Source organism: Natronomonas salina (genome assembly GCF_013391105.1).
In the GTDB taxonomy this organism is placed as follows: domain Archaea; phylum Halobacteriota; class Halobacteria; order Halobacteriales; family Haloarculaceae; genus Natronomonas; species Natronomonas salina.
Map to the genome: position 1 here is coordinate 771,775 of NZ_CP058335.1, position 25,410 is coordinate 797,184.

The 25,410-nt window shown below is 67.1% G+C and carries 31 protein-coding genes, 1 tRNA gene and 1 pseudogene; 9 read left to right on the plus strand and 24 right to left on the minus strand.

The features are described from left to right. Positions 1 to 9: 9 nt before the first annotated feature. The 12 genes from HWV07_RS04325 to HWV07_RS04380 all read right to left on the minus strand — a co-directional run bounded on the left by HWV07_RS04325 (position 10) and on the right by HWV07_RS04380 (position 6,545). Positions 10 to 369, minus strand: coding sequence for a hypothetical protein (locus HWV07_RS04325; protein WP_178333119.1), 360 nt, complete (start codon positions 367 to 369; stop codon positions 10 to 12). Continuing rightward, on the minus strand, positions 366 to 857 hold the full coding sequence (locus HWV07_RS04330; RefSeq protein ID WP_178333120.1) for a hypothetical protein: 492 nt from the start codon (positions 855 to 857) through the stop codon (positions 366 to 368). The genes HWV07_RS04325 and HWV07_RS04330 overlap by 4 nt, the downstream gene beginning before the upstream one ends. Beyond that, positions 854 to 1,276, minus strand: coding sequence for a hypothetical protein (locus HWV07_RS04335; protein WP_178333121.1), 423 nt, complete (start codon positions 1,274 to 1,276; stop codon positions 854 to 856). The genes HWV07_RS04330 and HWV07_RS04335 overlap by 4 nt, the downstream gene beginning before the upstream one ends. Before the next feature lie 190 nt (positions 1,277 to 1,466). Then, positions 1,467 to 1,673: a hypothetical protein gene (locus HWV07_RS04340; RefSeq protein ID WP_178333122.1), complete on the minus strand. Its 207-nt coding sequence runs from the start codon at positions 1,671 to 1,673 to the stop codon at positions 1,467 to 1,469. Next, positions 1,670 to 1,918 carry a hypothetical protein gene (locus tag HWV07_RS04345; protein ID WP_178333123.1) on the minus strand — a complete coding sequence of 83 codons (249 nt, stop codon included), beginning with the start codon at positions 1,916 to 1,918 and terminating at the stop codon, positions 1,670 to 1,672. Before HWV07_RS04345 ends, HWV07_RS04340 begins: the two co-directional genes overlap by 4 nt. Beyond that, on the minus strand, positions 1,915 to 2,160 hold the full coding sequence (locus tag HWV07_RS04350) for a hypothetical protein (RefSeq protein WP_178333124.1): 246 nt from the start codon (positions 2,158 to 2,160) through the stop codon (positions 1,915 to 1,917). Before HWV07_RS04350 ends, HWV07_RS04345 begins: the two co-directional genes overlap by 4 nt. Then, positions 2,157 to 2,468: a hypothetical protein gene (locus tag HWV07_RS04355; protein ID WP_178333125.1), complete on the minus strand. Its 312-nt coding sequence runs from the start codon at positions 2,466 to 2,468 to the stop codon at positions 2,157 to 2,159. Before HWV07_RS04355 ends, HWV07_RS04350 begins: the two co-directional genes overlap by 4 nt. Beyond that, positions 2,465 to 2,731 (minus strand): hypothetical protein, encoded by a 267-nt coding sequence (locus HWV07_RS04360; protein WP_178333126.1) that lies wholly within the window; start codon positions 2,729 to 2,731, stop codon positions 2,465 to 2,467. The genes HWV07_RS04355 and HWV07_RS04360 overlap by 4 nt, the downstream gene beginning before the upstream one ends. After that, positions 2,728 to 3,009 (minus strand): DUF8136 domain-containing protein, encoded by a 282-nt coding sequence (locus tag HWV07_RS04365; RefSeq protein ID WP_246279831.1) that lies wholly within the window; start codon positions 3,007 to 3,009, stop codon positions 2,728 to 2,730. Before HWV07_RS04365 ends, HWV07_RS04360 begins: the two co-directional genes overlap by 4 nt. 142 nt (positions 3,010 to 3,151) lie before the next feature. After that, on the minus strand, positions 3,152 to 3,364 hold the full coding sequence (locus tag HWV07_RS04370; protein ID WP_178333127.1) for a hypothetical protein: 213 nt from the start codon (positions 3,362 to 3,364) through the stop codon (positions 3,152 to 3,154). 25 nt (positions 3,365 to 3,389) lie between these two features. Next, a complete protein-coding gene (locus HWV07_RS04375; protein WP_178333128.1) occupies positions 3,390 to 4,877 on the minus strand; it encodes a hypothetical protein in 1,488 nt (495 codons plus the stop codon). 153 nt (positions 4,878 to 5,030) lie between these two features. Next, positions 5,031 to 6,545, minus strand: coding sequence for a hypothetical protein (locus HWV07_RS04380; RefSeq protein ID WP_178333129.1), 1,515 nt, complete (start codon positions 6,543 to 6,545; stop codon positions 5,031 to 5,033). A 766-nt stretch (positions 6,546 to 7,311) separates the two neighbouring features. Here HWV07_RS04380 and HWV07_RS04385 point away from each other — a divergent pair. Further along, complete coding sequence (locus HWV07_RS04385; protein WP_178333130.1) at positions 7,312 to 8,310, plus strand: tyrosine-type recombinase/integrase; 999 nt, start codon at positions 7,312 to 7,314, stop codon at positions 8,308 to 8,310. Between the two features lie 64 nt (positions 8,311 to 8,374). Here the strand turns inward: HWV07_RS04385 and HWV07_RS04390 are convergent, their stop codons facing one another. Then, a complete protein-coding gene (locus tag HWV07_RS04390) occupies positions 8,375 to 8,704 on the minus strand; it encodes a hypothetical protein (protein ID WP_178333131.1) in 330 nt (109 codons plus the stop codon). Between the two features lie 277 nt (positions 8,705 to 8,981). Continuing rightward, positions 8,982 to 9,053: transfer RNA gene (locus HWV07_RS04395), tRNA-Ala, on the minus strand. A gap of 191 nt (positions 9,054 to 9,244) precedes the next feature. Here HWV07_RS04395 and HWV07_RS04400 point away from each other — a divergent pair. From HWV07_RS04400 to HWV07_RS04410, 3 genes are read left to right on the plus strand one after another with little or no spacing between them, the layout of a single operon-like run. Further along, complete coding sequence (locus HWV07_RS04400; protein WP_178333132.1) at positions 9,245 to 9,661, plus strand: cobalamin B12-binding domain-containing protein; 417 nt, start codon at positions 9,245 to 9,247, stop codon at positions 9,659 to 9,661. Continuing rightward, entirely contained in the window at positions 9,662 to 10,705 is a 1,044-nt protein-coding gene (gene meaB / locus HWV07_RS04405) for a methylmalonyl Co-A mutase-associated GTPase MeaB (protein ID WP_178333133.1), read from the plus strand. A gap of 52 nt (positions 10,706 to 10,757) precedes the next feature. Further along, positions 10,758 to 11,702 carry an alpha/beta fold hydrolase gene (locus tag HWV07_RS04410; RefSeq protein WP_178333134.1) on the plus strand — a complete coding sequence of 315 codons (945 nt, stop codon included), beginning with the start codon at positions 10,758 to 10,760 and terminating at the stop codon, positions 11,700 to 11,702. A 62-nt stretch (positions 11,703 to 11,764) separates the two neighbouring features. Here the strand turns inward: HWV07_RS04410 and HWV07_RS04415 are convergent, their stop codons facing one another. From HWV07_RS04415 to HWV07_RS04430, 4 genes are all read right to left on the minus strand, one after another. Beyond that, positions 11,765 to 12,811, minus strand: coding sequence for a response regulator (locus HWV07_RS04415; RefSeq protein WP_178333135.1), 1,047 nt, complete (start codon positions 12,809 to 12,811; stop codon positions 11,765 to 11,767). 81 nt (positions 12,812 to 12,892) lie between these two features. Next, positions 12,893 to 13,264: a Zn-ribbon domain-containing OB-fold protein gene (locus HWV07_RS04420; protein WP_178335987.1), complete on the minus strand. Its 372-nt coding sequence runs from the start codon at positions 13,262 to 13,264 to the stop codon at positions 12,893 to 12,895. Positions 13,265 to 13,272: 8 nt separating this feature from the next. Continuing rightward, positions 13,273 to 14,454, minus strand: coding sequence for a thiolase domain-containing protein (locus HWV07_RS04425; protein ID WP_178333136.1), 1,182 nt, complete (start codon positions 14,452 to 14,454; stop codon positions 13,273 to 13,275). Between the two features lie 109 nt (positions 14,455 to 14,563). Then, positions 14,564 to 14,833 carry a DUF7111 family protein gene (locus HWV07_RS04430; RefSeq protein WP_178333137.1) on the minus strand — a complete coding sequence of 90 codons (270 nt, stop codon included), beginning with the start codon at positions 14,831 to 14,833 and terminating at the stop codon, positions 14,564 to 14,566. 101 nt (positions 14,834 to 14,934) lie between these two features. Between HWV07_RS04430 and HWV07_RS04435 the strand changes: the two genes are divergently transcribed. Beyond that, complete coding sequence (locus HWV07_RS04435; RefSeq protein WP_178333138.1) at positions 14,935 to 15,207, plus strand: PadR family transcriptional regulator; 273 nt, start codon at positions 14,935 to 14,937, stop codon at positions 15,205 to 15,207. A 24-nt stretch (positions 15,208 to 15,231) separates the two neighbouring features. Here HWV07_RS04435 and HWV07_RS04440 read toward each other — a convergent pair whose 3' ends face one another. From HWV07_RS04440 to HWV07_RS04450, 3 genes are read right to left on the minus strand one after another with little or no spacing between them, the layout of a single operon-like run. Continuing rightward, complete coding sequence (locus HWV07_RS04440; RefSeq protein ID WP_178333139.1) at positions 15,232 to 16,374, minus strand: acyl-CoA dehydrogenase; 1,143 nt, start codon at positions 16,372 to 16,374, stop codon at positions 15,232 to 15,234. Positions 16,375 to 16,392: 18 nt separating this feature from the next. Beyond that, on the minus strand, positions 16,393 to 17,328 hold the full coding sequence (locus HWV07_RS04445; RefSeq protein ID WP_178333140.1) for an alpha/beta hydrolase: 936 nt from the start codon (positions 17,326 to 17,328) through the stop codon (positions 16,393 to 16,395). A gap of 60 nt (positions 17,329 to 17,388) precedes the next feature. Continuing rightward, positions 17,389 to 17,817 (minus strand): ATP-binding cassette domain-containing protein, encoded by a 429-nt coding sequence (locus tag HWV07_RS04450; protein WP_178333141.1) that lies wholly within the window; start codon positions 17,815 to 17,817, stop codon positions 17,389 to 17,391. A 106-nt stretch (positions 17,818 to 17,923) separates the two neighbouring features. Between HWV07_RS04450 and HWV07_RS04455 the strand changes: the two genes are divergently transcribed. Then, positions 17,924 to 18,217 carry a hypothetical protein gene (locus HWV07_RS04455; protein WP_178333142.1) on the plus strand — a complete coding sequence of 98 codons (294 nt, stop codon included), beginning with the start codon at positions 17,924 to 17,926 and terminating at the stop codon, positions 18,215 to 18,217. Between the two features lie 59 nt (positions 18,218 to 18,276). Here the strand turns inward: HWV07_RS04455 and HWV07_RS04460 are convergent, their stop codons facing one another. Both HWV07_RS04460 and HWV07_RS04465 read right to left on the minus strand, forming a co-directional pair. Continuing rightward, positions 18,277 to 19,140, minus strand: coding sequence for a 3-hydroxyacyl-CoA dehydrogenase family protein (locus HWV07_RS04460; protein WP_178333143.1), 864 nt, complete (start codon positions 19,138 to 19,140; stop codon positions 18,277 to 18,279). A gap of 81 nt (positions 19,141 to 19,221) precedes the next feature. Next, on the minus strand, positions 19,222 to 20,748 hold the full coding sequence (locus HWV07_RS04465; protein ID WP_178333144.1) for a DUF4397 domain-containing protein: 1,527 nt from the start codon (positions 20,746 to 20,748) through the stop codon (positions 19,222 to 19,224). A 520-nt stretch (positions 20,749 to 21,268) separates the two neighbouring features. Here HWV07_RS04465 and HWV07_RS04470 point away from each other — a divergent pair. The 3 genes and pseudogenes from HWV07_RS04470 (at position 21,269) to HWV07_RS04480 (ending at position 24,685) form a co-directional block, all read left to right on the plus strand. Further along, the gene (locus tag HWV07_RS04470) at positions 21,269 to 22,063 is read left to right on the plus strand and encodes a class I fructose-bisphosphate aldolase (protein ID WP_178333145.1); all 795 of its coding nucleotides are present in this window, start codon (positions 21,269 to 21,271) and stop codon (positions 22,061 to 22,063) included. Beyond that, positions 22,064 to 22,918 carry a class 1 fructose-bisphosphatase gene (locus HWV07_RS04475; RefSeq protein WP_178333146.1) on the plus strand — a complete coding sequence of 285 codons (855 nt, stop codon included), beginning with the start codon at positions 22,064 to 22,066 and terminating at the stop codon, positions 22,916 to 22,918. Between the two features lie 68 nt (positions 22,919 to 22,986). Then, positions 22,987 to 24,685, plus strand: a pseudogene (locus HWV07_RS04480) (acyl-CoA carboxylase subunit beta). Between the two features lie 196 nt (positions 24,686 to 24,881). Here HWV07_RS04480 and HWV07_RS04485 read toward each other — a convergent pair. Then, positions 24,882 to 25,379, minus strand: a complete 498-nt coding sequence (locus tag HWV07_RS04485; RefSeq protein WP_178333147.1) for a VTT domain-containing protein — start codon at positions 25,377 to 25,379, stop codon at positions 24,882 to 24,884. Positions 25,380 to 25,410 lie beyond the last annotated feature (31 nt).

Here is a 25,410-nt window from a genome sequence, read left to right on the forward strand (position 1 = left end):
CGCTCTGCGTCACTCGATATCGTCCCGATATCTCGCTCGTACCTCCGAGGCGTTCTCGTCGAGCTCACCGACGCTCGCCTCGTAACCCGTGCCCCGGATGATGCTCGCGTACTTCCGCTGCTGGCTCCTCGTCTCCGCGTCCCGGAGCGCCTCGGCGTGCTCCGTTAGCCCGTGCTCCAGGCACTCCTCGTACGCCTCCACAACCCGCATCTCGCCCGCCGTCCGTCTCGCGCCAGAGTCCTCCAGATCCAGCGGCGCGTTCCGCCGATCCCGCCTCTCGTCCATCCGCGCCGCCACGCTCGCCGGATCAAACCCGTCGTCGTCGGTCTCGCCACTGTTCTCCTGGTCGGTGTTGTTGGTTCCACTCATAGATGATCGAGCCTCTCCAGTCCGCGCTCCTCACACGCCGCCCCGAACGTCTCCGTCCCCGCGGCCTCGCACGCCTCCGCCTTCAGCTCCGCCACGTGATCCGCCGGCATCGCACTCCCCGACGACGCGAGCCGAGCATGGATCTCGCCGACCGAATCATCAACATCCACATCAATGCCGTACGCCGCGAGCGCCGCCTCGTACTCATCGACGCCCGCGAGGTCGCACGCCTCCTCTCTCAGCGTCGCCTCGAGGTCGTCCGGCATCGGACCACTCCACCCCGAGAGCTTCGCATGGATCGTCTCCACGCGCTCGCTGGCATGCTCCCAGTCAGCGCTCTCGAGACGCTCGAGTTCCGACTGCCACTCGAGGCGCGGCTCGCTGTCCCCCGCCTTCGCGGTGAACGTGAGTTTCTTCCGGAGCGTGCTCATCCGCTCCGTTCGATCCGTCGTCTTCGGTTCCGGTCTGTCGTCGTTCTCAGTGCTCATTGGTCGCTCGTTGAATCAGTCGGGAGAGCAGCGAGCTCCTCGTCGGAAACGCGCTCAACCGAGTCTTTCTGTCGCGCCATCTTCTCCGCCGTCTTCGGATTCCCCACGCGGAGGTACTCGAAATCCGGACGCTTCTCCAGGAGCGCCTCGAGTTCCGACGGCTCGATGCGCTCGATGCTATCGTACAGGCCGCCCTCGGCGCGCTCCAGCGCCGTCGCCAGCTCCTCCTGGTCGTCACCCGGAGCCACCTCGTAGAACCAGACGCGGTATGATCCGCGCGTCGCCGTGTCGAACGAGAGCTTCCGCGCCTCAGTGTTCGGGAGATCCCGGTCGTCCGGATGGACGAGAGTCCCCACGTGTCGCTTGGCTCGGAAGTAGATCGCATCCGAGTTGATCTCGACGTCGTCGGGATCAATCACCGTCATCGAACCGCCTCCATGTCCCGCGATTCGTATCTCCGCTCGGTTCCATCGTCGGTCTGTGTGTTCGTATTCATGTCTGTGAAATCCGCATTCATTCGCTTGAAAAAGGCCGCGCGAGGCGGCCTCATGGGAGACAACGTAGACGACCAGCGATCGCTGGGCTCGCCACGGGTCGCGACTCCCGGGGTCATCGCCGCTCCTCCGGCGCCGGCTCCATGCCGCTCGCCTCCACGAACTCCCGCCACTCCCGACGGGCGTCGTCCTCCGTCAACCCGTAGTCCTCCGGCTCCGCATCGCCGTCCTCGAGCTTGATGAAATCGACCCACTCGAGGCTCGCCTCCTCCTCCACCTCGTCGAGCGCCTCCTCGATCTCCCGCTTCGACGGACGAGTCACGACTCCAACCCTCCTGTCATCCGGACGTTGTACGAGAACTCGCTATCCGGCTCCGCGTCCGCATCGAGTTCGTGACCGTCGTCGTTCACGTAGACGCCGCGCTCGCTGCTCCACGTGTAGTACCCGCCGACGTCCGGGTCGGGATCACCACCAATCACGAAGTAGTGGAACCCGTCCTCGTCGTCCTCGTCGTCATCCAACTCGTCGAGCGCACTCTCGAGCTCCCGCTTCGACCGCCGAGTCACCGACCCTCACCTCGCTCGCCGTCTCGCTCCAGCGTCAGCACCTCGGCGCCACCGGACAGCGACGTCGCCGACACCGTCCAGCCGTCCGGGATGTCCACGCCCGACCATGGCTCTCGATCCGACTCGTACGTCACGAACTCGGCGGTCACGCTCTCGCGAGCATCGCTGAACTCGCCGGGATCGTCGTCCTCGGCGAGCGCCTCGAGAGCGCGCTCGATTTCCCGCTTCGACTTCCGCGTCACGACGAATCACCCCATAGAACCCGAACCGGATCATCCGCGGCTGGAGCGTCCTCCGCTGGACCGAGGATCTCGCGGTCCTCCTCCAGCGCCTGCTCGCGCTCCATCACAACGACCGGGTCGCGTTGCATCACGATCAGCGGGTCAGCGCCCTCGAACTCGTCCTCAGAGACGCGGTCAGCGTCGTCGCCCTCTCCGTCGTACCACTCCCCGGTCCTCGGATCTTCATAGACGATCGCGGGCGGCGAGTGGCGGTCGCCCTCCAGATCGTTCAGTGCCCGTTCGATTTCCCGCTTCGACTTCCGGGTCACGACGGATCACACTCCACGGGTAACTCCCGGTCAGCATCGATCCACGGCGGCACGTCCGCTCGCGGCACGAAGAACTCGAAGACCTCCGTCCGCAACACGCAGACGTCCGACTCGCGCTCCTCCTCGAAGTCACCGAGCCCGCCCTCGAACCCGTTCGCGAGCGCATCCTCCAGGTACCGTCGCACCCAGCGCCGCGCGTCCGACGCCTCCTTGTCGATCGACTCGAGCACCGTCTCCGCATCGACGTCCGAGACCTGCGTCATGGCTCCTCGTCCTCCTCTAGCAGTTGATCCACCTTCTCGCCGAGCTCCTCCAGGTCGCGGTCCGTCGTCACCTGCCGACGCACGTTGACCGAGTAGGCGAGCGCCCGAATCCACTTGATCCGCACCTTCTCGTTCTCCGGATCGTACACCCGCCCGCTCTCCACCTTCCGTCGCGCCTCCTCGATCGCGACGTCCAGGTCATCCAGCATCGCCTCGTAGTCCTCCAACCGACGCGGCTCCTCGTCGCCTCCCGCGCCTGCGCTCGCGTTGCCGCTCACGGAGCGGACACCCCGGGGGGTCTCGCTGTGATTCGACGGTTCTGAGGTTTCTCGTACATGATTTGGATAGGTTGGTGCGATTTTACTCGCGGCTTGTCAACGGCTACGGGAGGGGCTACCTTCGGGGTCGGGGCGTTTTCACTCAGCCGTCCGATTTCAGGGATTTCAGCCCCATTCGGAGGACGTCGACGTCGTCCAGGAGGTGTTTGTGCGTCCCGCAGTACGGGATGCCAGGGATCGCGTCGTGTTGGCAGCGGTCGCCGGTAGAGTCCGCGTATGCCTCGCACCGATTCTCGTCGGTGCTTGTCGACGTGGTGAACTCGTCGAGCGGGAGCTGTCGCTCCTCGGCGGCCACGTCGACGGCCCCCGAGTCCGAGTGCTTACCCGCCATGCGGGGGTGATCTATCCCCCGGCGGCTGGCCGCCATCGGTCGCGACCTCCTCGATCGGGGGTTCGTCCGTGTCGTCGCCGTCGTTCGCGCCGAAGTTCATGAACTCCCACGTATAGAGACTACTACGTGCCAGTTCACGAACCTCGTCAGCGCCGAGATCGTCGAGAGAGACGCCCTCAAGCTCGACGTCGCCGTGTTCGTTGAGCCGGGCGACGCCACCGTCCCGCCAGACGACGCGTCGACCGTCGGTGTCGTCTTGGTGGCGCTCGAGCACGCCGAGATCCGCGCGGAGTGTCTCGAGGTGGTCGAACACCTGTCGTTTCCCGACGTCGACCCCAGGGTGGGCGGCGATCTCAGCGGACGTGGCGGCGCCGAGGTCGCTGAGGGCGTCGATCACCTGTCGGAGGCCGTCGCTCCAGGTGGAGAGCACGCGGCCTTCGCCGGCGGTGGGCACCCAGTCGGGCAGCGTGTTGGTGTGGATGTAGACGGCGGCACCGTTGCCGTCGCGCCCGAAGCGCATCGCTGCCTGGAGGGTCTGATGCTCGCGCATATGGGTGAGGATCTCGTCGCCGACGTCGCCGTAGGAGAGGTCGGCGCCTTTCTCGTCGTTCCGCTCGACGGACTCGCCGTCGTAGGCGGCCCATTTCTTGATGAAGCCGTCGCCGTAGTGCGTGGAGCCGATGATCGCGCCGACGCGCTTCGATCCGAACTCGTTGCTCCCGAGGACGTTCCCGTGGTAGGCGGTGCCGTCGGTGAGCGCGTTGACGTCGACGGCGTCGCTGGCGTCGTATTCGTGGAGCGCGGTGCTCGACGTGATCAGCCCGGGGGCTTCGCCGTGGTCCTCTTGGATGGCTTCGAGGAGCGCGGCGTCCTGCTCGATGCTGACGTAATCGGGGTTGTTGTAGGGTTTGACGGCGTCCGTCGTTGGGACGAGCTGGAGGCCGAGGCCGTCTTGGATGTACTCGCGGCGCTCGCTCTCGGAGAGCACCGGGCGGTGATGGAGCCGGGGGGCGCCGAGTGCCCGTCGCCACATGCGGAGCGTGGGGGTGCCGTCGAGCCCGACGACACCGCGCGTGTACTCCAGCGCCGGGGGATCGAGGAGTCGGAGGGTGCCTTGCTCGCGGTTGTAGACGGCGCTCGCGTTCTCGAGGTCGTCGACGTCGGCGCTGGAGAGGTCGGTGTGCTCCCAGCCGTTCCCGAGGTCGTCGCTGGCGAGCAGTGCGAACGTCGCGATTGGCGCGGCGGCGTGGCCGGCCTGTCCGGCGAACACCTCGTCGGGATCGCGTCGGAGCGCGCCCTCGTCGAGGAACCAGGCGAGCGCGTCGGCGCGGTCGGCGTCGTCTCGCCGGCGCTCGATCAGGTCGGTGTAGTCGCTGTATGGGAGCTCGTCGTGGCGCTGGAGGAACTGGGTGACGGCGCCCTGGAGTCGCCCGCCGAGTTCGGTCTCGTAGGCGCTCGCGGGGAACTCGTCGAACACGATCGTTCGGCCCTCGCTGACTTTCGGTTTGTGAGCGTGCGCGTAGTGTCCGATGAGGACGTCGATCCGCTCGCCGTCCTCGCCGTCGCTATCCGGGTCGAAGTCCCATTTGTGGGCGTACTCGCAATCGTGGGGCTGGCCGTCCTCCGTGGCCTAACAGGGGAGTGGGCGGCCGAGTTCCTGTTCGGCGTACTTGTGGATGTCCTGAGGGGTGGCGCCGCGGCGGTACCAGTCGAGGACGCGCTCTTGCCAGTCGTCGCCGTGGTCGCCTCTCGCGGTCGGGCAGTCGTGGGTGAACGCGGGGAGCGTCTTATGGGTGAGGCCCTGCTCGTCGCACCACTGCTCGAATTGCTCGTATTGCTCTTTGCGGCCGCGGCCGGTGAGGACGCTGATCGGCTCGTCGGTCGCGGCGGCCGCGCGGATCGTGCCGCTGCTCTTTCCGAGCGTCGGGAGCGCCTCAACGAGGACGCGCTCGTCGTACGTGTCGAGGGCGTGCTCGAGAACGTCCTGTGTCCGTGCTCTCGCGGCCGTGAGGGGGTCCTCCTGCTCGTCGTCGGTCGGGCCGGCCTCCCAGTCCCAGACGTTCCGCTCGGCCCGCTCCCGGGGCGTGTCGGGGAGGATGGCGACGTGCTCGACGTCGTCGCCGTCGTCGACGTACTCGGGGATGTCGAAGCCGAGGCCGCGGAGGTGCTCGACGCCCTCCCACCACAGCGAGCCGCGGGCATCCGAGGGTGCGGCGCCGCGGTCGGAGAGTTCGCCGGCGTGGATGAGCGCCATGACGACGGGGCCACCGTAACCGCCGCGGCTCCCGGTGTCCTGCCAGATCTGGTCGTCGACGACGTTCGCCGTTCCGTTGTCGCTGGGACTCCCCCAGGTGGGGATGAACGCGCGTTTCCCGCGGCTCGTCGAGGCGTCGTCGTTCCAGGACCCGACGATCGTGCGGTCGGCGACGCGGCGGGCATCGAGCCGATCGAGCGCGGCGAAGACGTCGCGGATGTCGTCGGTTGTCTCGCTGCTGGTCGTCGTCGACGGCTCGTAGTTCTCGAGGTCAAAGCGCTCGCGGGCGGCTTCGACGTCCGGGCGAGAGTCGGGGAGCTGTCCCTGCTCGTCGAGAAGGGACTCCAGGGCGTCGGCGTCCCACTCCCGAATCTCGGTCGGCGTCCCGGGGACGTGCTCGCCGGTCGCGACGCACACCCGCTTACCGGCGTAGATCTCGATCGAGGGTAGGTCGTCGTCGTTCGCGCCCCAGGGCTCGTCGTCGAGCTCCCAGGCAGCTTGCTTGACGCCGTCGGGGAGTTCACCGCGGTACTGAGCGTGAACGCCGGCGCCGCTCTGGGAGACGTCGGCATACGTGGCGCCGAGCTGCTCGAGGGCGTCGATGAACGCGGGATGGACGGCGCCGGTCTCGGGACACCGGACGTCGTCGCCGTCGACGTAGGCGTAGGGGTCGCTCTCCTGCTGGAGGAACGCGCGGCCGTCCAGCCGGTGATCGTCCTCAGCGAGTGCGACGGTCTCGCCGTCACGGTAGAGGTCGGTGATGCCCCACTTCCAGCGGGCGTCCTCGTCGGAGTCGGCGTCGGGGTGATCGCGGTCGCCCCACGGCGCGAACGGCTTCTTGTCGACGTGACCCATCCATTGCTCGCGCTCGAGGAGTTCCGTCGGCCACACTCCCGGGGTGGGGTTGCTAAAGTCGGCGTCGCGCCAGATGCACCCTGCGCGATTACGACTATTATCGTCCGATGTGACAGCATCGTCGTCGTTCTCCGGAGTTGTCGCCCCGTCGCCCTCTTGCGTTTCAGTCTCGTTATCTATTCCATCGGAGGGGTTCTCGGATGGGGACTCGTCGGGCGGACTGACATTTTTCGAGCCTCTGGGAATGCAGTCCTCGCAGAGATACCCGTTCCCGAAGGGCTCGAAGCCGGGCGATCCGCACCGGAAGCAGTCGCCCGTCATGCTCGACACCTCCCGTCATCGAGCGCCGGGCAGCGCTTCTCGGCCTCGTCGATCTCGCACCCGCAGTATTCGCAGATTGGGCGCTCGGGGTCGACGAGACTCACGCTGACCACCTCTGTTCCCTGAAAAAATCGCCAGCGGGCGGTGACCCGCGCTTGGCGGACTGTTGAACTCCCTTTTTCGTGGGAGGAACCTCCAGCCCAGAAGTGGCGAATCCGACCGTGTTGAGGGTTCTATCTTGCGATAGAGAACCCTCTCCACGGTACTTTATTTCAAGTGGACTCGCCGGGATTTGAGACCCGGGGCCTCACTCCGCGCCTGGAGGCGCTCCGTGAGCAGGCTGATGCACAGCCGGTGATACTGCCTAATCGGCCTCGGTTACCCCAATGGGGGTCGCATCCCGGCGAGTCCCGCTCCGCTGCGCTCCGCGGGGGCCGAGGTTGGCTCTGGTCGTCCGTCTGTTGGTGGCTCAGAGAGAAAGATGCTCGAACCAATCTCACCACGACGGGCGAAGGAACTGTACCTCGAAGACCGCACTGACCTCAGTGCGACATCGAAGCAAAACCACGGATATCGCGTAGAACGGTTCGTGGAGTGGTGCGAGGAGAACGACCTCGACAATCTCAACGACCTCAGTGGACGGAATCTCCACGAGTTCAAGGTCTGGCGAGCGCAGGACGTGAACAACGTCACGCTCCAAAACCAGCTCGGGACCGTCCGACAGTTCCTCGATTTCTGCGAGAGAATCGACGCGGTGCCGAGTGGATTAAGCGGGAAGGTCGAACTCCCTCAACTCGGGATGAACGAGGACGTGAGCGACGCGGCCATCTCACCCGAGGAAGCCGACGCGATTCTGGACTACCTCGACAAGTACGAGTACGCAACACTTCGGCACGTCATCTTCTACACGCTCTGGCATACTGGCATCCGAACCAGTACGCTCCGAGCGTTCGACGTGACTGACTTCCACCCCAGTGAGGGCTACATCAAGGCGATAAATCGGGAATCCACGGGAACGCCGCTGAAGAACCGTGAACGCGGCGAGCGTGAAATCAACCTTGGGGCAGACCTTGTGGAGGTCATTGACGACTGGGTTCACGACCAGCACCCTCACGTCGAGGATGAGCATGGACGGATGCCACTCATCTGCACGCCCCATGGCCGTGCTCACGAGACGACCATCCGCTCTCACGTCTACAAGGTTACGCGCCCCTGCTATTACACGAACAAATGTCCTCACAGCCGCGATATGGCAGAGTGTGAAGCGGTAAACAACGGGAAGGCCAGCCGGTGTCCATCCTCCGTAAGTCCCCACGCGATTCGCAAAGGGTCGATAACTTACCATCGAAACAAAGGCTGGCCGGTCGAGGCGGTCAGTGATAGAGCGGATGTGAGTAAGGAGGTACTGGACAAACACTACGACAAGGCGTCAATCACCGAGAAGCGCGAAAGGCGGACAGAGTTCCTCGATAGGTTGTAGTCTCCTACTCCTTTTTGACATGATTTCACGATAGGCTGACAAGCCGAGTAGCGATAGCTTCGGTTTAGATTGGAGCTGTCACGTAATGGACTACGAAGCCGGTGAAGAAGTAGAGAAAAGCGGCACCGACGATACCGGCTTTGACTGACTCTTTAGCGCCTTTCACGAGTCCTATTGATGCTACAATTGCTGCACCAATATCTATCGCCACTGCAACCTTTGACGTTGGAGCAACTGTCATGACGCCGGCATAAAGAAACCGTGTCGCTTTCTTTGTGTTCTCGACTGTATCAGGGTTAGAATTGATTGAGAAATCAAACGTAGAGAGCCAAAGAGTAGCAAAAACGAATAGCGCGAATAGAGCACCCAACTTCACCGCTTCTTCCGCGTCCATACTTCTTGTTGTATTTCCATACCTATTAGTTTGTCGTCGGTTGTGTACGATAGTGTTACCAGATGTCTGATTCAATAATACATCGCAGTCAGTGGCGATAGATTCTTATCGTACCAAAGAATCGCTCAGACCACCAGCAGACGGTGACCGGGAGTGGTCCCCGCTTCAAATCACAGCGCGGGCACTACCGGAAACCCAGTTGAAATCCCAAGAGACTGTGTAAAAAGGAGCGAGGAAACCGCCGGAAGGCGGCTCGTCCATCCTCGCTCCGCTCGGATGGACTCGCCGGGATTTGAACCCGGGGCCTCTCCCATGCCAAGGGAGTGATCTACCGCTGATCTACGAGCCCTCGAACGCAGGAGATAGTATCCGGAGGCGATTCATAAACCCATCGAAGCGGCCGGCTCCGTGCCTCGAGAACACACGGTCGACGGTCGTCCCGGACGGTCGATTGCAACTCTGCTTGTACTCGCACAATTCCGCCGAGAGCGGTGCCCTCCTCCGTTAGAGTCAAACACCGGGCGCACGAAGGTGTGTCACATGAGTACAGAGCAGGAGCAGCGGACGATCCGGTGTCTAGTCGCGAAGGTCGGCCTCGACGGCCACGACCGCGGCGCCCACGTCATCGCCCGGGCGTTCCGCGACGCTGGCTTCGAAGTCATCTACTCGGGGCTGCACAAAGCACCCGACGAGATCGTCCAGGCAGCCGTTCAGGAGGACGTCGACGTCCTCGGGATCTCCATCCTTTCTGGCGCCCACGACACGCTCGTCCCGAAGGTCATGGATGGTCTGAAAGAGTACGGCGCCTTCGAGGACACGCTCATCCTCGTGGGGGGCATCATCCCAGAGGAGGACCGCGAGGAGCTCTACGAGCTGGGCGTCTCCGAGATCTTCGGGCCCGGCGCCTCCATGCAGGAGACCATCGACTTCGTCCGCGAGAACGCCCCAGAGCGATAGATGTCGGTCGACGAGTCGCTCATCGACGACCTGCTGGCCGGCGAGCACCGCGCGCTCGCACGCGTCATCACGAAGATCGAGAACCGCTCGCCCGGCTACCGCGACCTCGTCTCGGCGTTGCACGAGCACACCGGCCACGCCGAGGTCGTGGGCATCACGGGCTCGCCGGGCGCCGGGAAGTCGACGCTCGTCGACAAGATGGCCGCGACGTACCGCGAGCGCGGCCAGACGGTCGGCGTCATCGCCATCGACCCGTCGTCGCCGTTCAGCGGCGGCGCCGTCCTCGGCGACCGCATCCGGATGGCCTCCAACGTCGGCGACATGGACGTCTTCTTCCGGTCGATGTCCGCCCGTGGCTCGCTCGGCGGGCTGTCGACGGCGACGACGGACGCCGTGAAGGCACTGGACGCCTTCGGCAAGGACAAGATCATCGTCGAGACCGTCGGCGCCGGCCAGAACGAGGTCGAGATCGTCAAGACCGCCGACACGGTGGCCGTGCTCGTGCCGCCGGGCTCCGGCGACGACGTCCAGATGCTGAAGGCCGGCATCCTGGAGATCGCCGACGTCTTCGTCGTCAACAAGGCCGACATGGACGGCGCCGACCGCACCGTCACGGAACTCCAGGAGATGGTCCACATGCGCGACGCGTCGCCGATGGCGGGCCACCACGGCGCCGACGCCATCGACCTCGGGGAGGAGCGGGTTCCCGACGAGGACGACGAGGAGTGGACGCCGCCGATCGTCGAGACGGTCGCGAAGACCGGCGACGGCGTCGACGAGTTCCTCGACGTCCTCGACGACCACGTCGCGTGGCTGACCGAGACCGGCGAACTCGAGGAGCAGGCCAGCCAGCGTTACGCCGCGGAGATCCGGACGCTGCTCCGGGAGGACACAGCGGCGCTCGTCGAGGAGGAACTCGAGGCCCGAGGCGGCCTCGAGGCGAAGGTCCAGGCGGTCTTGGACCGCGAGACCGACCCCTATGGCGTCGCCGACGAGGTCGTCGAACCGATCGCCGAGTGTCTCCGCGAGCGGCGCGACTCGTAGCCGGCACCGCTGTCGGCGGTAGTTCTAAACGCGTTACGGCCGAACTCCCACCATGAACTTCAGGCGACTCGCGAGCGGTGCCGCGGTCGGACTCGGGACGGTTGCCGTCACCAATCGGGCGCTCCGGGGCGACCCCGGGGACCTCGAACCGCCGCTGGGGCGACCGACGGAGACCTACGGCTGGCGGGGGTTCGAGGTGTCCTATACGGAGGCGGGCGATCCGTCGGACCCGGACCTCCTGCTGGTACACGGCGTCAACGCCGCGGCGTCGAGCCACGAGTTCCGGTACATCGTCGACGCGCTCGCGGAGAACCACCACGTCCTCGCGCCGGACCTCCCCGGCTTCGGCTGCTCGGACCGCCCGCCGCTCATGTACTCCGGCTCGCTCTACGTCACCTTCGTCCGCGACTTCGTCCGCGACCTGACCGACGAGCCGACCGTGCTGGCCTCCTCGCTGGGTGCCGCCTACGCCGCCGTCGCCGCGGAGGAAGCGGACGTCGGCGAACTCGTCCTCGTCTGCCCGACGACCACCACCGTCCCCGGACGGCGGGCCTGGGTCCGCTCGCTGCTCCGGGCGCCGGTCGTCGGCGAGGGGGTCTACAACCTGCTCGTCTCGCGGGCGGCCATCCGCTACTTCCTGCAGGACCACGGCTTCGAGCAGCCCGCCGCCATCAGCGACGAGTGGGTCGAGTACGACTGGCAGACCGCCCACCAGCCCGGGGCCCGGTTCGCGCCCGCGTCGTTCCTCGGCGGCTTCCTCGACCTGGACGTGGACCTCGGCGAGGTGCTCGCCGGGCTCGACGTCCCCGTGACGATCGTCTGGGGCCGGAACGCGGAGATATCGCCGCTCGAGAACGGCCAGGAGCTCGCGGAGGCCGCCGACGCGCGGCTGGTCGTCTTCGACAACGCCGACCTGCTGCCCCACGCCGAACACCCGAAGGCGTTCGTCGAGGAGTTCAGGCGACTACGGAGTGACGCCCACGGTCTCGAGGAGTGATCGTTTGGGGCTGTGAGCAACCCCATTCGAGATGACCGATAAGGAGGGGTGGGGAGGGTCGGCTACGAGAGCTCGATAGAGACGGCCATCGCCGACGGCGGGTCCTGGTCGAGCAGGTTCTCGATGCCGTCGATCTCCTCGCGGACGGCGTCCTCGTCGCCCTCGTCGAGCGCCTCGCGAACCCGGTCGAGCCGGCTCTTCGCCGCCCGGACGTTCTCGCTTTGGTCGCGCGCCCACTCGCTGGTGAGCTCGTGGCCCAGCCAGTCGCCGAGCAGTTCGACGAACGCCCGCTCCCAGGCGGTGAACTCCGTGCGGTCGCCGCGGTCGCAGAAGCAGATCGTGCCGTAGCGTCGGTCCCCGACGTAGACCGGCGTCCCGATGTAGGCCCGGAAACCCTCTTCGTCGCCGTCGACACCGTCGACAGCCACGTCCGTATCGCCGTCGCCGGCGGTGACTGCGACGATGCCACCCTCGACCGTCAGGTCGTCGAGGTCGTCGGCCAGGGGGACGCCCTGGCCGGTCGCGAACGGGACCTCCCCGTCGACGCTCTCGACGAGCACCTCGGCCTCGGGCCCGTCGCCCTGGACGAGGGCCGCGTACTCGACCTCGAGGGTCTCGCGGCCGAGTTCGAGCAGTTCGTCGACGGGCGTCGAGACGCTGTCGATGACGGTCCGGGCGAGCCGACGGAGGGCCGACTCGCGGCGCTGGACGGCCGCCTCGGCGCGGTAGCGGGCGGCGACGTTCTCGATGCGGTTGGCGAGGACGCGCCACTGGTCGGAACCGCGGCGCTTCCGGAAGTAGTCGGTGACGCCCTGGGAGACCGCGTCGCTGGCGATCTCCTCGCTGCCGCGGGCGGTGAACAGGATGAACGGGATGTTCGGCTCCATCTCCCGGACGTACCGGAGGAGCTCCAGCCCGTTCATCTCGGGCATGTGGTAGTCGCTGACGACGCAGTCGATGCCGCCCGCGTCGACGACCTCGAGGGCGTCGTTCGGGTCGGTCTCGACCTGGATTGCGAACTCCTCGCGCAGCCCCCCGAGCTGGTTCGCCATGAGGTCGGCGAGAGAGGGGTCGTCGTCGACGAGAAGGACGCGAATAGGACCGGCCATTGCCGGAGAGGTGGAGTTAGTGCGGGTTAATCCTTCCGCCCGACTCACTCGAGAAACACGGAGAGACGGGTTCTCGGCCGGTTACCGCGGTCGGAACGCCACGACCCGGTCGCCGGTCGTGACGGTTTCGGCGACGCCGACGCCGACGACCGTCCCCGGGTCGGGCTCCCCGTCGACGTCGCGGACGAGCCCGGTGAGTCGGACCGGTCCGAAGTCGATGATGGCGGTCACGTAGGGGGCGTCGTCGGCGAACTGCGGGCCGGCCACGGAGACGGTCGTCGCCGCGACCACCTCGCCGCTGTCCGGCAGCGGCGCCTCCGCGAGTTCCCGGCTGCCGCACTCGGGACAGACCCGCCGCGGCGGCAGCGAGCCGTGGTCCTCGGGACAGGCGAGGTAGAACCCGTTCCCCTCCTCGATGGCGTCCAACAGGTCGTCGTAGCCGTCGTGGCGCATTTCGAAGTTCATGCGTCCACCTCCGCGTCCTCGGCCTGGAGGACGTGCACCGTCGCGGTCGCCACCGTCCCGCCGGCGTTGTGGGCGACGCCGACGGAGGCGTTCTCGACGGCGTCAGAACGCGCATGTTCCCCGGCGAGCAGTTCGGTCAGTTCGGCGATCTGTGCGACGCCCGTCGCGCCGACGGGGTGGCCCTTCGCCTTCAGGCCGCCCGAGAGGTTGACCGGGAGGTCGCCGTCGCGGGCCGTGCGGCCGTCGCGAGCCGCGGCGAGGCCCTCGCCCGGTTCGAAGAAGCCCAGCGCCTCCGTCGCCAGCACCTCCGCGATGGTGAAGCAGTCGTGGACCTCCGCACAGTCGACGTCGGAGGACTCGATGCCGGCGTCGGCGTAGGCCTCCGCAGCGGCGTCCTCGGCGGCGGGCGTCCGCCACAGCGAGTCGCGGTCCTGCAGGGCGAGGCGGTCGCCGCCCTGGCCGGTACCGGTGACCGAGACGGGCGCTTCGACGTCGTTCGCCTCGGCGTAATCCTCGCTGACGAGGACGACCGCCGCCGCCCCGTCGGAGATGGGGCAGGCGTCGTAGAGGCCGAGCGGCGTCGCGACGCGCGGCGCCTCGACGGCGTCCTCGATCGTGATCTCCGAGCGGAAGTGCGCCTTCTCGTTCGGCAGCGCGTTCCCGTGGTTCTTCACCGCGACGTGGGCGAGGTCGTCGGCGTCGACGTCGTTGGCCTCGACGTACGCCGACGCCATCAGCGCGTACGCGCCGGGGAACGTGATGCCGGCGCCGATCTCGTAGAGGTCGTCCGCGGCGATGGAGAGGCCGTCGGTGGCGCCCTCGGTGCCCATGTCGGTCATCCGCTCGGCGCCGCCGACCAGGACGACGTCCGCGGTCCCGCTTCTGATCGCCTCGACGCCCTCGCGGACCGCCACGCCGCCGGAGGCGCAGGCGGCCTCGACGCGCGTCGCGGGAGCGGTCGTTCCGACCGCCTCGGCGACGAGCGGGCCCTGGTGGCCCTGGTGTTCGGCCAGTTCGCCCATGAAGTTCCCGTAGTACAGTCGGTCGACGTCGGCGGGGTCGACCCCGGCGCCGTCGACGGCGTCGAGGCCGGCCTCGGCGAAGAGGTCCCGCCCGGTCCGCCCGGAGTGCTCCCCGAACGGGGTTAGCCCCGTGCCGGCGATTCGCACGTTCGTCATACAGGCCGGTTCGGTGATGACTACGTAACGAACTGTCGAAGCCGGCAATCTGAACAGGAAACTTTCTGAAAGTTTATTCTTGAAGTAACGTCGCCGTCCCCGAATCCAGTCACATCCCCATGTCTGCCGCGTCCTCGGGGACCGGGAGGGCCGCGGCGTCCACGCCGAGGAGTTCGGCGGCGTGGTCCAGCGCCATGTCGAAGCCGTAGTAGCGCTCCAGTTCGTCGCCGGTCGCCGTGGGCCGGACCTTCAGCATCGCGTAGCCCTCGACGTTCTGGGCGACGGCGGCCGTCCGGCCGTCGGCCTCGAACTCCAGGATCCGTTCCTCCTCGGTCTCCCGGTAACTGGCTGTGATACCGTCGGACTCGACCGTGGACATGCGCAACCGTTGGCCGTCGGCCTACGCCAATCTACCGGTCCGGGCGCGGCCGCGCGGGTCGAGTCGGAGCCCCTTTGCCGACGCCGGGCGGAGGAGTTGACATGGAGTGGCTCACCAGCGGCCTGCGCCGCGACGTCTGCGTCCTGCTGTACGGCGAGGAGCGCCGCGCCCAGAAGCTGAAGTCCAGTCTCGAATCCAGGTACGGCCGGCGCGTGAAGCCCGACCGGTTCTACGGCGCCCTGGACTCCCTGGAGAAGAACAACTACGTCCAGCAGCGCGTCGAAGGCCTCGAGGACGTCTACTCGCTGACCGATCCGGGGCGGTCGTCCGTCGAGGCGCAGTTCGAGTGGATGCGAGAGCAGGTCGACGCGTAGGAACGTGCGCCGGGACCCGTCAGGTCAGTTCAGCAGGTCGTTCGCGATCGTGTTCCGCAGGATCTCGCTGGTCCCCTCGTAGATCTCGTTGAGCTTCGCGTCGCGGTAGTAGCGCTCTGCCGGGAAGTCCTTCGTGTAGCCGTAGCCGCCGTGGATCTGGATGCCCTCGTTGGCGACCTCCCGGGAGATCTCGGAGGCGTAGAGCTTCGCCTGTGCGGCCTCCTTCGCGAAGTCCTCGCCGCGGATCTTCTTGTCAGCCGCGTCGTGCATCAGCAGTCGCGCGGCGCGGATCTTGGTGTCCATGTCGGCGAGCTTGTGCTGGATGGACTGGAAGTCCGAGATGGGCTGGTCGAACTGCTCGCGGTCCTGGCTGTACTCGAGGGCGGCGTCGAGGGCGGCCTGCGCGATGCCGATCGACCGGGCGGCGATGGTGATGCGGCCGCCGTTGAGCGTCTTCAGCGCGTGGACGAAGCCGCGGCCCTCCTCGCCGAGCCGGCGGGACTCCGGGATGCGCATGTCGTCGAAGCGGAGTTCGGCGGTGGGGCAGCCCTTGTCGCCGAGCTTGTCCTCAGTCCCCTCGACGATGAAGCCGTCGTCCTCCTCGGGGCGGACGATGAACGAGGAGATGCCCTTGTTGCCGGCCTCGGGGTCGGTCTTCGCGAACAGCGTGACCGTCTCGGCGACGGAGCCGTTCGAGATCCAGAGCTTCCCGCCGTTGACGACGTACTCGTCGCCGTCCTTCTCGGCGGTGGTCTCCATCGCGGGGACGTCGCTGCCGGCGCCGGGTTCCGAGAGCGCGAAGGCGCCGATGTCCTCGCCCTCGGCCAGCGGCGTCAGGTACTCCTCCTTCTGCTCCTCGTCGCCGAACGCGTAGAGCATGTTGCCGGCCAGCGAGATGTGGGCGGCGACGATGGTGCCGAGGCCGCCGGAGCCCCGCGAGATCTCCTCCAGTGCCGCGGGGTAGGCGTGGTAGTCGAGGCCGGCGCCGCCGTACTCCTCCGGGAACGGCATCCCCATCAGGTCGAGGTCCGCGAGCTCCTCGACGATCTCCCACGGGAACTCGTCTTCCTTGTCGATGTCGGCGGCGACGGGGACGACCTCCTCGTCGACGAACTGGGCGACCATGTCCTTGATCTGCTTCTGCTCCGCCGTGAGACTGAAGTCCATACCCCGTCGTTCGGTCAGTCAGTCCTTTACTTTTCTTATCGCTCTCACCTGCCCCAGCTCACGCTCGAAGAAGGTCCGCTCGCTCGTGACGACCGTCTCGAAGAGAGCGCCGGTGTAGGGATCGAAATGACCGGCCGGGAACCGCTCCCGCTCGACGTGGTCGAGTCGCTGGACCAGCGCGTCGACCGTCGACGAGGGGATGATGCTGTCCTCGGTGGCCTCGGCCACATAGACCGGACAGTCCACGTCTCCGGCGGCGGTCACCGGCCGGTAGAACGCGACGGTCGCGAGGATGCGGGCGGCACACTCGTTGTCGAAATCCTCGGCCCGACCGTCGGGGATCAGGGAGTAGTAGCCTGGCTTCGCGTCGGGCGTGTTTAGAACCCCGAACTCGTCGGGGTCGGCGACGATTGGTACGTAATGGGGGTCCCGAGCCGTCAAAACCCGGACGCTCTCCTGGAGGATGCTCGTCGTGGCGCCGACCAGGTAGTCCAGACCGCCCTGTCGGAGCAGGTGGACGGCGTTCCGCAGACCGTCGGTGAACGGCACCTGCGCGACGACGGCGTCGACGTCCCCGTCGCGCGCGGCCGTCCGGATCACGTGGCCGCCGCTGAAGGAGGTGCCCCACAGGCCCACGCGCTCGCCGTCCACGGCGTCCAGCGAGCGGACGTGGTCGAGGGCAGCCAGGTAATCCGCCACGTGGCGCCGCCCCGAGACGACGTGCGCCGGATCGCCGTCGCTGTCGCCGAACCCGCGGTAGTCGAAGAGGAGGGCCGCCATACCGGCCTCGGCGAACCGCTCGGCGAAGGCCGGGAGGCGCGCCTCGCGTTCCCCGCCGAACCCGTGGGCCATCACGATCACTGGCGGGTCTTCGACGTCCGCCGGTTCGTACAGCCACGCTGCACACCGAGTGTCGTTGCTCTCGAAGTCGGCGTCTCGTCGCTCGTAATCCATACGACGTCGGCTCACCGCTGCCTGAAGGTGATACAGCCTCCTGTGGGTGGTGTTTTATACCTAATGGCCCTCGCGTCCGGTTCCGTCCGATGCGACGACTGCTTCGACCGACCGCCTGTCACGCCCGACAGGTTGACACGCGAGCGCGACGGCGGTCCTGGGGGCCGGCGGGTCCGTGGTGTAGACGGTGACGGGGTCGTTCAGGCCGTCGACCGCGACGGTCACGCGGTGGCTTGCGTCCTCGCGCGTCACGCGGTCGACGGTCCCGATGAGGTCGGGGTCGGTCGCGCCCAGTTCGACGTTCTCCGGGCGGATCGCGAGGTGGGTCTCCCCGGTGATCCCGTCGATCGACTCGAATCGGTCGGCGCGGTCCCCGAGTGCTGCAAGCGGAACGCAGTTGCTCCCGGTGAAGCGCGCGACCAGGGGCGAGGCCGGGCGCTCGAAGACGTCCACGTGGGTACCGGTCTGGACAACGTGCCCGTCGTTCATCACGACGACGGTGGAACTACCTCGGACGACGCTCACCTCTCCGATTTACTGACTTCCTCTAGGCATCAGATATAACCGGCCCGGAGCGCTACGTCAAGGTAGACCCATGAGTGACAATTCCGCCGAGGGCGAGGCCGACCCCGAGGACGTTCGAGCGGCGGTCGAGCGCGTGGAGACCGAGCGCGAGGAGGACCGCGAGGCGGAGGACCTCCCCGAGGGCGCCGAGAACGTCCCCGACGACGAGAAGGACGAGGTCGTCGAGGAGCACATGGAGGCCCGCGAGGAGGCGGACGAGGAGCGCGTCGAGGAGGAGATGGAGGAGGCCGACCAGCGCGAGGAGAACGCCGCCGAAGTCGCCAACCCCGACAACCACCGCGACGAGCCGCCGTTCGAGAGCTAACGAGGGCTCGCTCCGCTCGCCCTCGGGTAGATCGAGCGGTGAACGAGGTGAGCCGCGGGCTAGTCGTACTCGTAGAACCCCCGTCCCGTCTTCTTCCCGAGGTCGCCGGCATCCACCTTCCGCTTGAGCAGGTACGCCGGCGTGTAGCGGTCGCCCAGCTCCTCGTGGAGCGTTTCGGTCGCGTCGAGACAGACGTCCAGTCCGATGTGGTCGGCCAGCTCCAGCGGCCCCATCGGGACGTTCGTCCCGAGCTTCATCCCGCGGTCGATGTCCTCCTTCGTGGCGACGCCCTCGTCGTAGGCGCGGACGCCCTCGTTGATCCACGGCATCAGGATGCGGTTGGAGACGAACCCCGGTTTGTCGTCGGACTCCCAGGTCTCCTTGCCGAGCGCCTCGGAGAACCCGTGGGCCAGCTCGACCACCTCGGAGTCGGTCTTCTCGCCGACGACGACCTCGACGCCCTTCATCACCGGGACGGGGTTCATGAAGTGGACGCCGACGACCAGTTCCGGCCGCTCCGTCGCCGAGGCGATGGTCGTAATGGAGAGCGTCGAGGTGTTCGTCGCCAGCACGACGTCGTCGTCGGTGACGTCGTCCAGGTCGGCGAAGACGTCCTGTTTGATCTCCATCTCCTCGACGGCCGCCTCGACGACGAGGTCCGCCTCGCCGAGTTCGGCTAGTTCGGTAGTGCCTTCGATCCGTTCGACCGCCGCGTCGGCGTCGTCGTCGTCGGACAGGTCGCCGCTGTTCACCTTCCGGTCAAGGCTCGACCGGATCGTATCGAAGCCACGATCGACGAATTCGGACTTCACGTCCCGCATCACGACGTCGTAGCCCGCGACCGCGGCCACCTGTGCGATGCCACTGCCCATCGTCCCCGCGCCGACGACGCCGACTGTCTCGACCGCTTCGAGTTCGCGCATGGCTCACCGTGGCGGCGGAACCGTCGTAAGCGTACCGTACGGCCGCGAAGAAAATAGCCGGATTCGAAGTCCGAGAGACCGTCAGTAGGCGAAGAGGCCGCCGTCGTCCTCCTCGGTCTCCGTGCCTGAGCCGTTGCCCGACGCGTTCCCGCTCTCGTTGCCGCCGGGGTTGTTCGGGCCTGCGGCGCCGCCGGGACCGCCCGGCTCGTCGTCTGCCTCGTCGCTCTCGTCGGCCGAGGGGCCACCGCCGGCGTTGCCACTCTGGCCGGGACTGTCGCTGTCGTTGTCCTGACCTGGCGGGCCGTCGCCGCCGGGACCGCCGGACTCGTTGCCCCGGCTGCCGGATTGATTGCCCTGCCCGGGGCCGCCACCCTGCTGGCCCGGCGCGTCGTCGCTGCCGAGGCCGGCGTCGGCGCCCTGGCCGTCCTGCTCGAGGACGAGCTGGAACGCCTCCTCGCCGCCCTCGGGCGAGCCGACGGCGTACACGGAGTAGGCCTCGCCGGCCTCGAGTTCGACGTCGGCGGTTCCGACCTCGTCGCCGTCGTTCATGTCGGCCGCCTCGCGGACCGACAGCGAGTAGGTGCCCGGCGGGACGCCGACGTACTCGGTGCCCTGCCCGAACGTGACGCCGTCGAACAGCGTCATGCTCGCTTCGGGGGCGACCACGTCGACGGCCGGCGCGTCGGGGGAGGCGTGGACGAGTCGGACCTGGGCCGCGTCGTAGTCCTGCAGCAACAGCGTCTGGATGTCGTCGGCCGTCCCGGTCGCGGCGACCGTGTAGTAGGACTCGCCGACGGTGACGTCCTCCTCGTAGAGGACCTCGCCGCCGGAGGCCGGGTCGTCGCCGCCCAGACCGCCGCCGGTCTCGTTGCCCGCCGTGTCGTTCGTCTCGTTGGAGTCGTTGGCGAACTGCAGGTCCTCCGTCGTGTTGTCGTCGGAGGTGTTGCCGCCGGTCTCGTTGTCCTCGCTGTCGTTCCCGCCCGTGACGTCGTCGGGGAGCGAGATGATCGGGTCATCGTCGGTGCCGACGTCGGACGTGTTGTCGTCCGTCGTGTTACCGGTCGTGTTGTCGGTGTCGGTCGGGTCCTCGGTATCCGCCGTCTCCTCGGTGTACTCGACGAGCTGTACCGTGTAGTCGCCAGCCTCGACGCCGGCGTACTCCGAGACGTCGCCGAAGGAGACGTTCTCGGCGATCAGCTCGCCTTCGCCGTCCGTCGTCCCGCCGTCGGTCGAATCGTCGGTCTCGTTGTCGCCGACGAGCCCCTCGTCAGTCTCGTTGGCCGCCGTGTCGTTCGTCTCGTTGGAGTCGTTGGCGACCTGGAGGTCTTCCGTCGTATTACCGTTCGTCTCGTTCCCCCCGGCCTCCGTCTCGGTATCCTCTCCACCGTCACTCCCGTCGGCGGGGACAAGTCGGACGTTCACCGCAGGCGCGCCCGTGACGAAGTGTCCGACTCGGACACCGGCCTCTCCATCCTCGAGCTGCTGGGCTCCGGGGTTGTCGTCGTCGCTGCCGGGCGAGCCCTGCTGGGCGACCGCGTGACCGCCGAGCATCGCGAGCCCGCTCGCCGCACCTGCCGCTTTCAGTGTGTCTCGTCTTGTGGGTGACATTGCGTCCGTGGGGACGAGACGACGACAATAAAGAGGGTCCAATAGTTCAGCCGAAGTATAATATATACGATATGATTTCCTCGGGCGGCTCTAACGATTCACACCCGCGAGGACCGCCCGCTCGGCGCCGTACTTTCTGTTCGGTAACCTTACCACTATCGGAACGGCACGGAACGCGAGGTATCCCCGGTAACAGGCCCGACACTAAGTAGTAGTTGAGAAACATGTCCGCATCGTATTGTAAATATACCAGCGACTCACCGACTACTTGTCTTACAGGTCACCGGGTGATTGTAAGCTTCGGACCGAGTGGTTATCGTTTCAATCTGATACGTAGCGGGAGTTAGTATCGCACGTATACATTTCGGTTCCTCGGTCGCAGGCTCTCACGGCGCTGGCTGCGGAGGGTCCCGGTTCATCGGGTCGCTTCGCTCCCCGCTCGCCAGTCCGGGGACTCTCACCTCGTTCGAGTCCCCCATACCAGAATCTTCTTTGTTCGTCTCGCCGCACGTCCACCCGTATGATTCCCATCGACGACACCCCGCTGTGCCGGGACGGGAAGGTTCTCATCCTCGCGTACGACCACGGCCTCGAACACGGCCCGGTCGACTTCGACGCGGTACCGGAGAGCGCCGATCCCGAGCGGACCTTCGAGGCGGCGACCCACCCCGCGGTCACGTCCGTCGCGGTCCAGAAGGGCCTCGCCGAGGCCTACTACCCGAGCTACCAGGACGAGGTCGACCTGCTGATGAAGCTCAACGGCACGTCGAACCTCTGGATGGGCGAACCCGATTCGGCGGTCAACTGCACCGTCGACTACGCGGCCGAGGTCGGCGCGTCGGCCGTCGGCTTCACGCTCTACGGCGGCTCCAACCACGAGATCGAGATGGCCGAGGAGTTCCGCGACGCCCAGGAGCAGGCCCGCGAACACGACCTCCCGGTCGTCATGTGGTCCTACCCGCGCGGGCAGGGCCTCAAGAACGACACGAAGCCGTCGACCATCTCCTACGCCGCGCGCCTCGCCCTCGAGCTCGGTGCCGACGTCGCGAAGGTCAAGCACCCCGGCAGCCAGTCGGCGATGGAGGACGCCGTCCGGATGGCCGGCCCGACGAAGGTCGTCATGTCCGGCGGCTCGAAGACGACCGACCGCGACTTCCTCGAGAGCGTCAAGGAGACCATCGACGCCGGCGGGAAGGGCCTCGCGGTCGGCCGGAACGTCTGGCAGCGCGAGGACCCGACGAAGATCCTCGACGCCCTCGAGCAGGTCATCTTCGAGGAGGCCAGCGTCGACGAGGCGCTCTCGGCGGCCGAATAGATGTCCGACGCCATCGACGAGATACTCGACGCGGTCGCCGCGACCGCCCCGGAGGTCCGGGACGGCCTCGCCGGGCGCCGCGTCTACGAGTCCGGGGAGAACCCCTCGGGCGAACAGCAGCTCGAGGCCGACGTCTACGCCGACGAGCTGCTCGAGGAGCGGCTGCTCGACATCGACGCGGTCGGCAGCTACGCCAGCGAGGAACGAGACGACGTGGTAGAGGACGACCCCGACGCCGAGTACCACGTCGCCGCCGACCCGCTCGACGGCTCCTCGAACCTGAAGTCGAACAACACGATGGGGACGCTGTTCGGCGTCTACGAGTCGCCGCTGCCCGCCTCGGGCCGCGACCTCGTCGCCTCCGGGTTCGTCCTCTACGGCCCGATCACGACGATGGTGGTCGCCCGCGACGGCGGGGTCACCGAGGCGGTGCTCGAGGACGATGGGACCAGGCAGGTCGTCGACGAGGACCTCTCGTTGCCCGAGGAACCGACGGTCTACGGCTTCGGCGGTCGCGTCCCGCAGTGGACCGACGACTTCGCCGGCTACGTCGACGAGGTCGAGGACGAACTCAAGCTCCGCTACGGCGGCGCCATGATCGGCGACGTCAACCAGGTGCTCACGTACGGCGGCATCTTCGGCTACCCCGGGCTGGAGGGCCGCCCGGAGGGCAAGCTCCGTCTGCTGTTCGAGGGGCATCCAATCGCCTACGTCGTCGAGTCCGCCGGCGGGGCCTCCTCGAACGGCGAGCGGTCGCTGCTGGACTGCGAACCCGACGGCCTCCACCAGCGGACGCCGCTGTTCGTCGGCGACGACGGCTACATCGACCGGCTCGAGGACGCCCTCGGCGAATAAACGAACAACCCCCAGTTCGTTCATCCCGGATGGAAAACGGTTTAGTGGCAACGCTTGACGATGGTGGTATGAAAGTCCGTATCGGGGGCGACGCCAGCGTCGAGGAGGCCGAGGCCATCGCCCGGGCGATGGCGAACCACGCCGAGACCGACGTGGAGGTCTACGTCGGCGACGCGGAGGAGCCGGCCGCCACCGGCGAGGCGGACCTCTCGCCCATCGAGGACGACCTCGGCCCGACGGAACGGGAGGAGCAACTGATCGAACAGATCGAGGAGATCGAACTCGGCGGCCCCGAGAAGTACAAGGAACAGCTGCCCGAGCAGGGCAAGCACTTCGTCCGGGACCGCCTGGACCTGTGGTTCGGCGAGGACGGCTTCCTCTTCGAGGACGGGAAGTTCGCGGAGTTCGACGCCGACGACGAGCTCCCTGCCGACGGCCTCATCACCGGCGCCGCGGAGTTCGAGGGCCGCGACGTCCACTTCATGGCCAACGACTACACGGTCAAGCGCGGCAGCATGGCCGCCAAAGGCGTCGAGAAGTTCCTCCGCATGCAGCAGCGCGCCCTCAAGACCGGCAAGCCGGTACTGTACCTGATGGACTCCTCGGGCGGCCGCATCGACCAGCAGACCGGCTTCTTCGCCAACCGCGAGGGCATCGGGAAGTACTACTACAACCATTCGCGGCTGTCGGGGCGCGTCCCCCAGATCTGCGTCCTCTACGGCCCCTGCATCGCCGGGGCCGCCTACACGCCCGTCTTCGCGGACTTCACCATCATGGTCGAGGGGATGGCTTCGATGGCGATTGCCTCCCCGCGGATGGTGAAGATGGGCGAGGACATCGACCTCGACACCCTCGGCGGCCCCGAGGTCCACACCAAGGAGTCCGGCAGCGCCGACCTCGTCGCCCAAGACGAGGAGCACGCCCGCGCGCTCGTCGAACAGCTGGTGACGTACCTCCCGAACAACAGCGACGAGCAGCCCCCCCGAGACCGCCTCGAAGCCGCCGAAGCGCTCCCCGGAGGGCATCGACTCCATCGTCCCCCAGGAGCCGAACAAGGGCTACGACATGAACGACGTCATCGAGCGGATCGTCGACCGGGACTCGTTCTTCGAGCTCCAGCCCGACTACGGCGGCGAGATCCTCACGGGCTTCGCCCACGTCGACGGCCGGCCGGTCGGCATCGTCGCCAACCAGCCCGACCAGCGGGCCGGCGCCATCTTCCCGGACGCCGCCGAGAAGGCCGCCCAGTTCGTCTGGAAGTGCGACGCCTACAACGTCCCGCTGCTGTACCTCTGCGACACGCCGGGCTTCATGGCCGGCTCGCAGGTCGAGAAGGAGGGCATCCTCGAGAAGGGCAAGAAGATGATCTACGCTACCTCGGAGGCGACCGTGCCCAAGCAGTGCGTCGTCGTCCGAAAGGCCTACGGCGCCGGCATCTACGCCATGTCCGGCCCCGCCTACGACCCCGAATCCGTGATCGCGTTGCCCTCCGGCGAGATCGGCATCATGGGCCCCGAGGCGGCCATCAACGCGGTCTACGCCCGGAAGCTCGCCGAGGTCGACGACCCCGAGGAACGCGCCGAGATGGAGCAGAAGCTCCGCGAGGAGTACCGCGAGGACATCGACGTCCGGCGGATGGCCAGCGAGGTCGTCATCGACGAGATCGTCCCGCCGTCGTCGCTGCGCGAGGAACTCGTCAACCGCTTCGAGTTCTACGAGGACGTCGAGAAGGACCGGCCGTCGAAGAAACACGGGACCGTCCTGTAAGCTAACCCACGGCTGAAGCCGTTGGATTTCGCGCTGCACAACGCTGAGCAGTCGGTTCCGAAGAACGGGGACCTGCCGCCGATCGATGGGGGAAGAGTCCGGCGGCGTCAGAACAGAAGGACTGGACGGCCTAAACGATTCAGCGGTCTGGCACGAACCGTACACAGGTGCCGCGCCCGGATTTCTACGAGGTGGCTCAGAAGCCCGCGAGCAGTGCCTCGAGGCCCAACGCCACCACCAGCAGGCCACAGGCGTAGACGGCGGAACCGGCCAGCGAGGACGCCGAGAAGCGGGCCGGCGTCGTCTCGGACAACGCCGCCGGGACGGTCAGCGAGCCGCGGGCGACCGGCAGCGTGTTCGAGACGGCGACGGCCGACAGCCCCCACCGGTCGAACCACTCGTCGAGGCGGCCTCCCTCCAGGCCGTCCGGGCCGGGGAGCGTCGCTGGACCGGCGGCCGTGTACCGCACGAGGCCGAAGAGCACCAGCTGGCCGAGCGTGGCGCCGACGACCGCGGCCGCGACGACCGCGACGACGCCGTCGCTGCCGACGGCCAGCACCGCGGCCACGAAGAGCGCGCGGGTCGGGATCAGCTTCCCGACGAGGGCGCCCTCCAGGACGAAGACGACGAGCAGGAGGACGAGTCCGTACTGGACGATGAGCCCCGCTCCCGTCTCGGTCAGTGCACCGTACATGACCCCTCTTAGGCCGGTCCCCGTACTTACG

Coding starts and splice junctions, on each gene's coding strand:
- HWV07_RS04325 (WP_178333119.1), bottom strand. CDS start 369: ATGAGTGGAACCAACAACACCGACCAGGAGAACAGTGGCGAGACCGAC.
- HWV07_RS04330 (WP_178333120.1), bottom strand. CDS start 857: ATGAGCACTGAGAACGACGACAGACCGGAACCGAAGACGACGGATCGA.
- HWV07_RS04360 (WP_178333126.1), bottom strand. CDS start 2,731: ATGACGCAGGTCTCGGACGTCGATGCGGAGACGGTGCTCGAGTCGATC.
- HWV07_RS04385 (WP_178333130.1), top strand. CDS start 7,312: ATGCTCGAACCAATCTCACCACGACGGGCGAAGGAACTGTACCTCGAA.
- HWV07_RS04390 (WP_178333131.1), bottom strand. CDS start 8,704: ATGGACGCGGAAGAAGCGGTGAAGTTGGGTGCTCTATTCGCGCTATTC.
- HWV07_RS04400 (WP_178333132.1), top strand. CDS start 9,245: ATGAGTACAGAGCAGGAGCAGCGGACGATCCGGTGTCTAGTCGCGAAG.
- meaB (WP_178333133.1), top strand. CDS start 9,662: ATGTCGGTCGACGAGTCGCTCATCGACGACCTGCTGGCCGGCGAGCAC.
- HWV07_RS04410 (WP_178333134.1), top strand. CDS start 10,758: ATGAACTTCAGGCGACTCGCGAGCGGTGCCGCGGTCGGACTCGGGACG.
- HWV07_RS04415 (WP_178333135.1), bottom strand. CDS start 12,811: ATGGCCGGTCCTATTCGCGTCCTTCTCGTCGACGACGACCCCTCTCTC.
- HWV07_RS04420 (WP_178335987.1), bottom strand. CDS start 13,264: ATGCGCCACGACGGCTACGACGACCTGTTGGACGCCATCGAGGAGGGG.
- HWV07_RS04425 (WP_178333136.1), bottom strand. CDS start 14,454: ATGACGAACGTGCGAATCGCCGGCACGGGGCTAACCCCGTTCGGGGAG.
- HWV07_RS04430 (WP_178333137.1), bottom strand. CDS start 14,833: ATGTCCACGGTCGAGTCCGACGGTATCACAGCCAGTTACCGGGAGACC.
- HWV07_RS04435 (WP_178333138.1), top strand. CDS start 14,935: ATGGAGTGGCTCACCAGCGGCCTGCGCCGCGACGTCTGCGTCCTGCTG.
- HWV07_RS04440 (WP_178333139.1), bottom strand. CDS start 16,374: ATGGACTTCAGTCTCACGGCGGAGCAGAAGCAGATCAAGGACATGGTC.
- HWV07_RS04445 (WP_178333140.1), bottom strand. CDS start 17,328: ATGGATTACGAGCGACGAGACGCCGACTTCGAGAGCAACGACACTCGG.
- HWV07_RS04450 (WP_178333141.1), bottom strand. CDS start 17,817: ATGAACGACGGGCACGTTGTCCAGACCGGTACCCACGTGGACGTCTTC.
- HWV07_RS04455 (WP_178333142.1), top strand. CDS start 17,924: ATGAGTGACAATTCCGCCGAGGGCGAGGCCGACCCCGAGGACGTTCGA.
- HWV07_RS04460 (WP_178333143.1), bottom strand. CDS start 19,140: ATGCGCGAACTCGAAGCGGTCGAGACAGTCGGCGTCGTCGGCGCGGGG.
- HWV07_RS04465 (WP_178333144.1), bottom strand. CDS start 20,748: ATGTCACCCACAAGACGAGACACACTGAAAGCGGCAGGTGCGGCGAGC.
- HWV07_RS04470 (WP_178333145.1), top strand. CDS start 21,269: ATGATTCCCATCGACGACACCCCGCTGTGCCGGGACGGGAAGGTTCTC.
- HWV07_RS04475 (WP_178333146.1), top strand. CDS start 22,064: ATGTCCGACGCCATCGACGAGATACTCGACGCGGTCGCCGCGACCGCC.
- HWV07_RS04485 (WP_178333147.1), bottom strand. CDS start 25,379: ATGTACGGTGCACTGACCGAGACGGGAGCGGGGCTCATCGTCCAGTAC.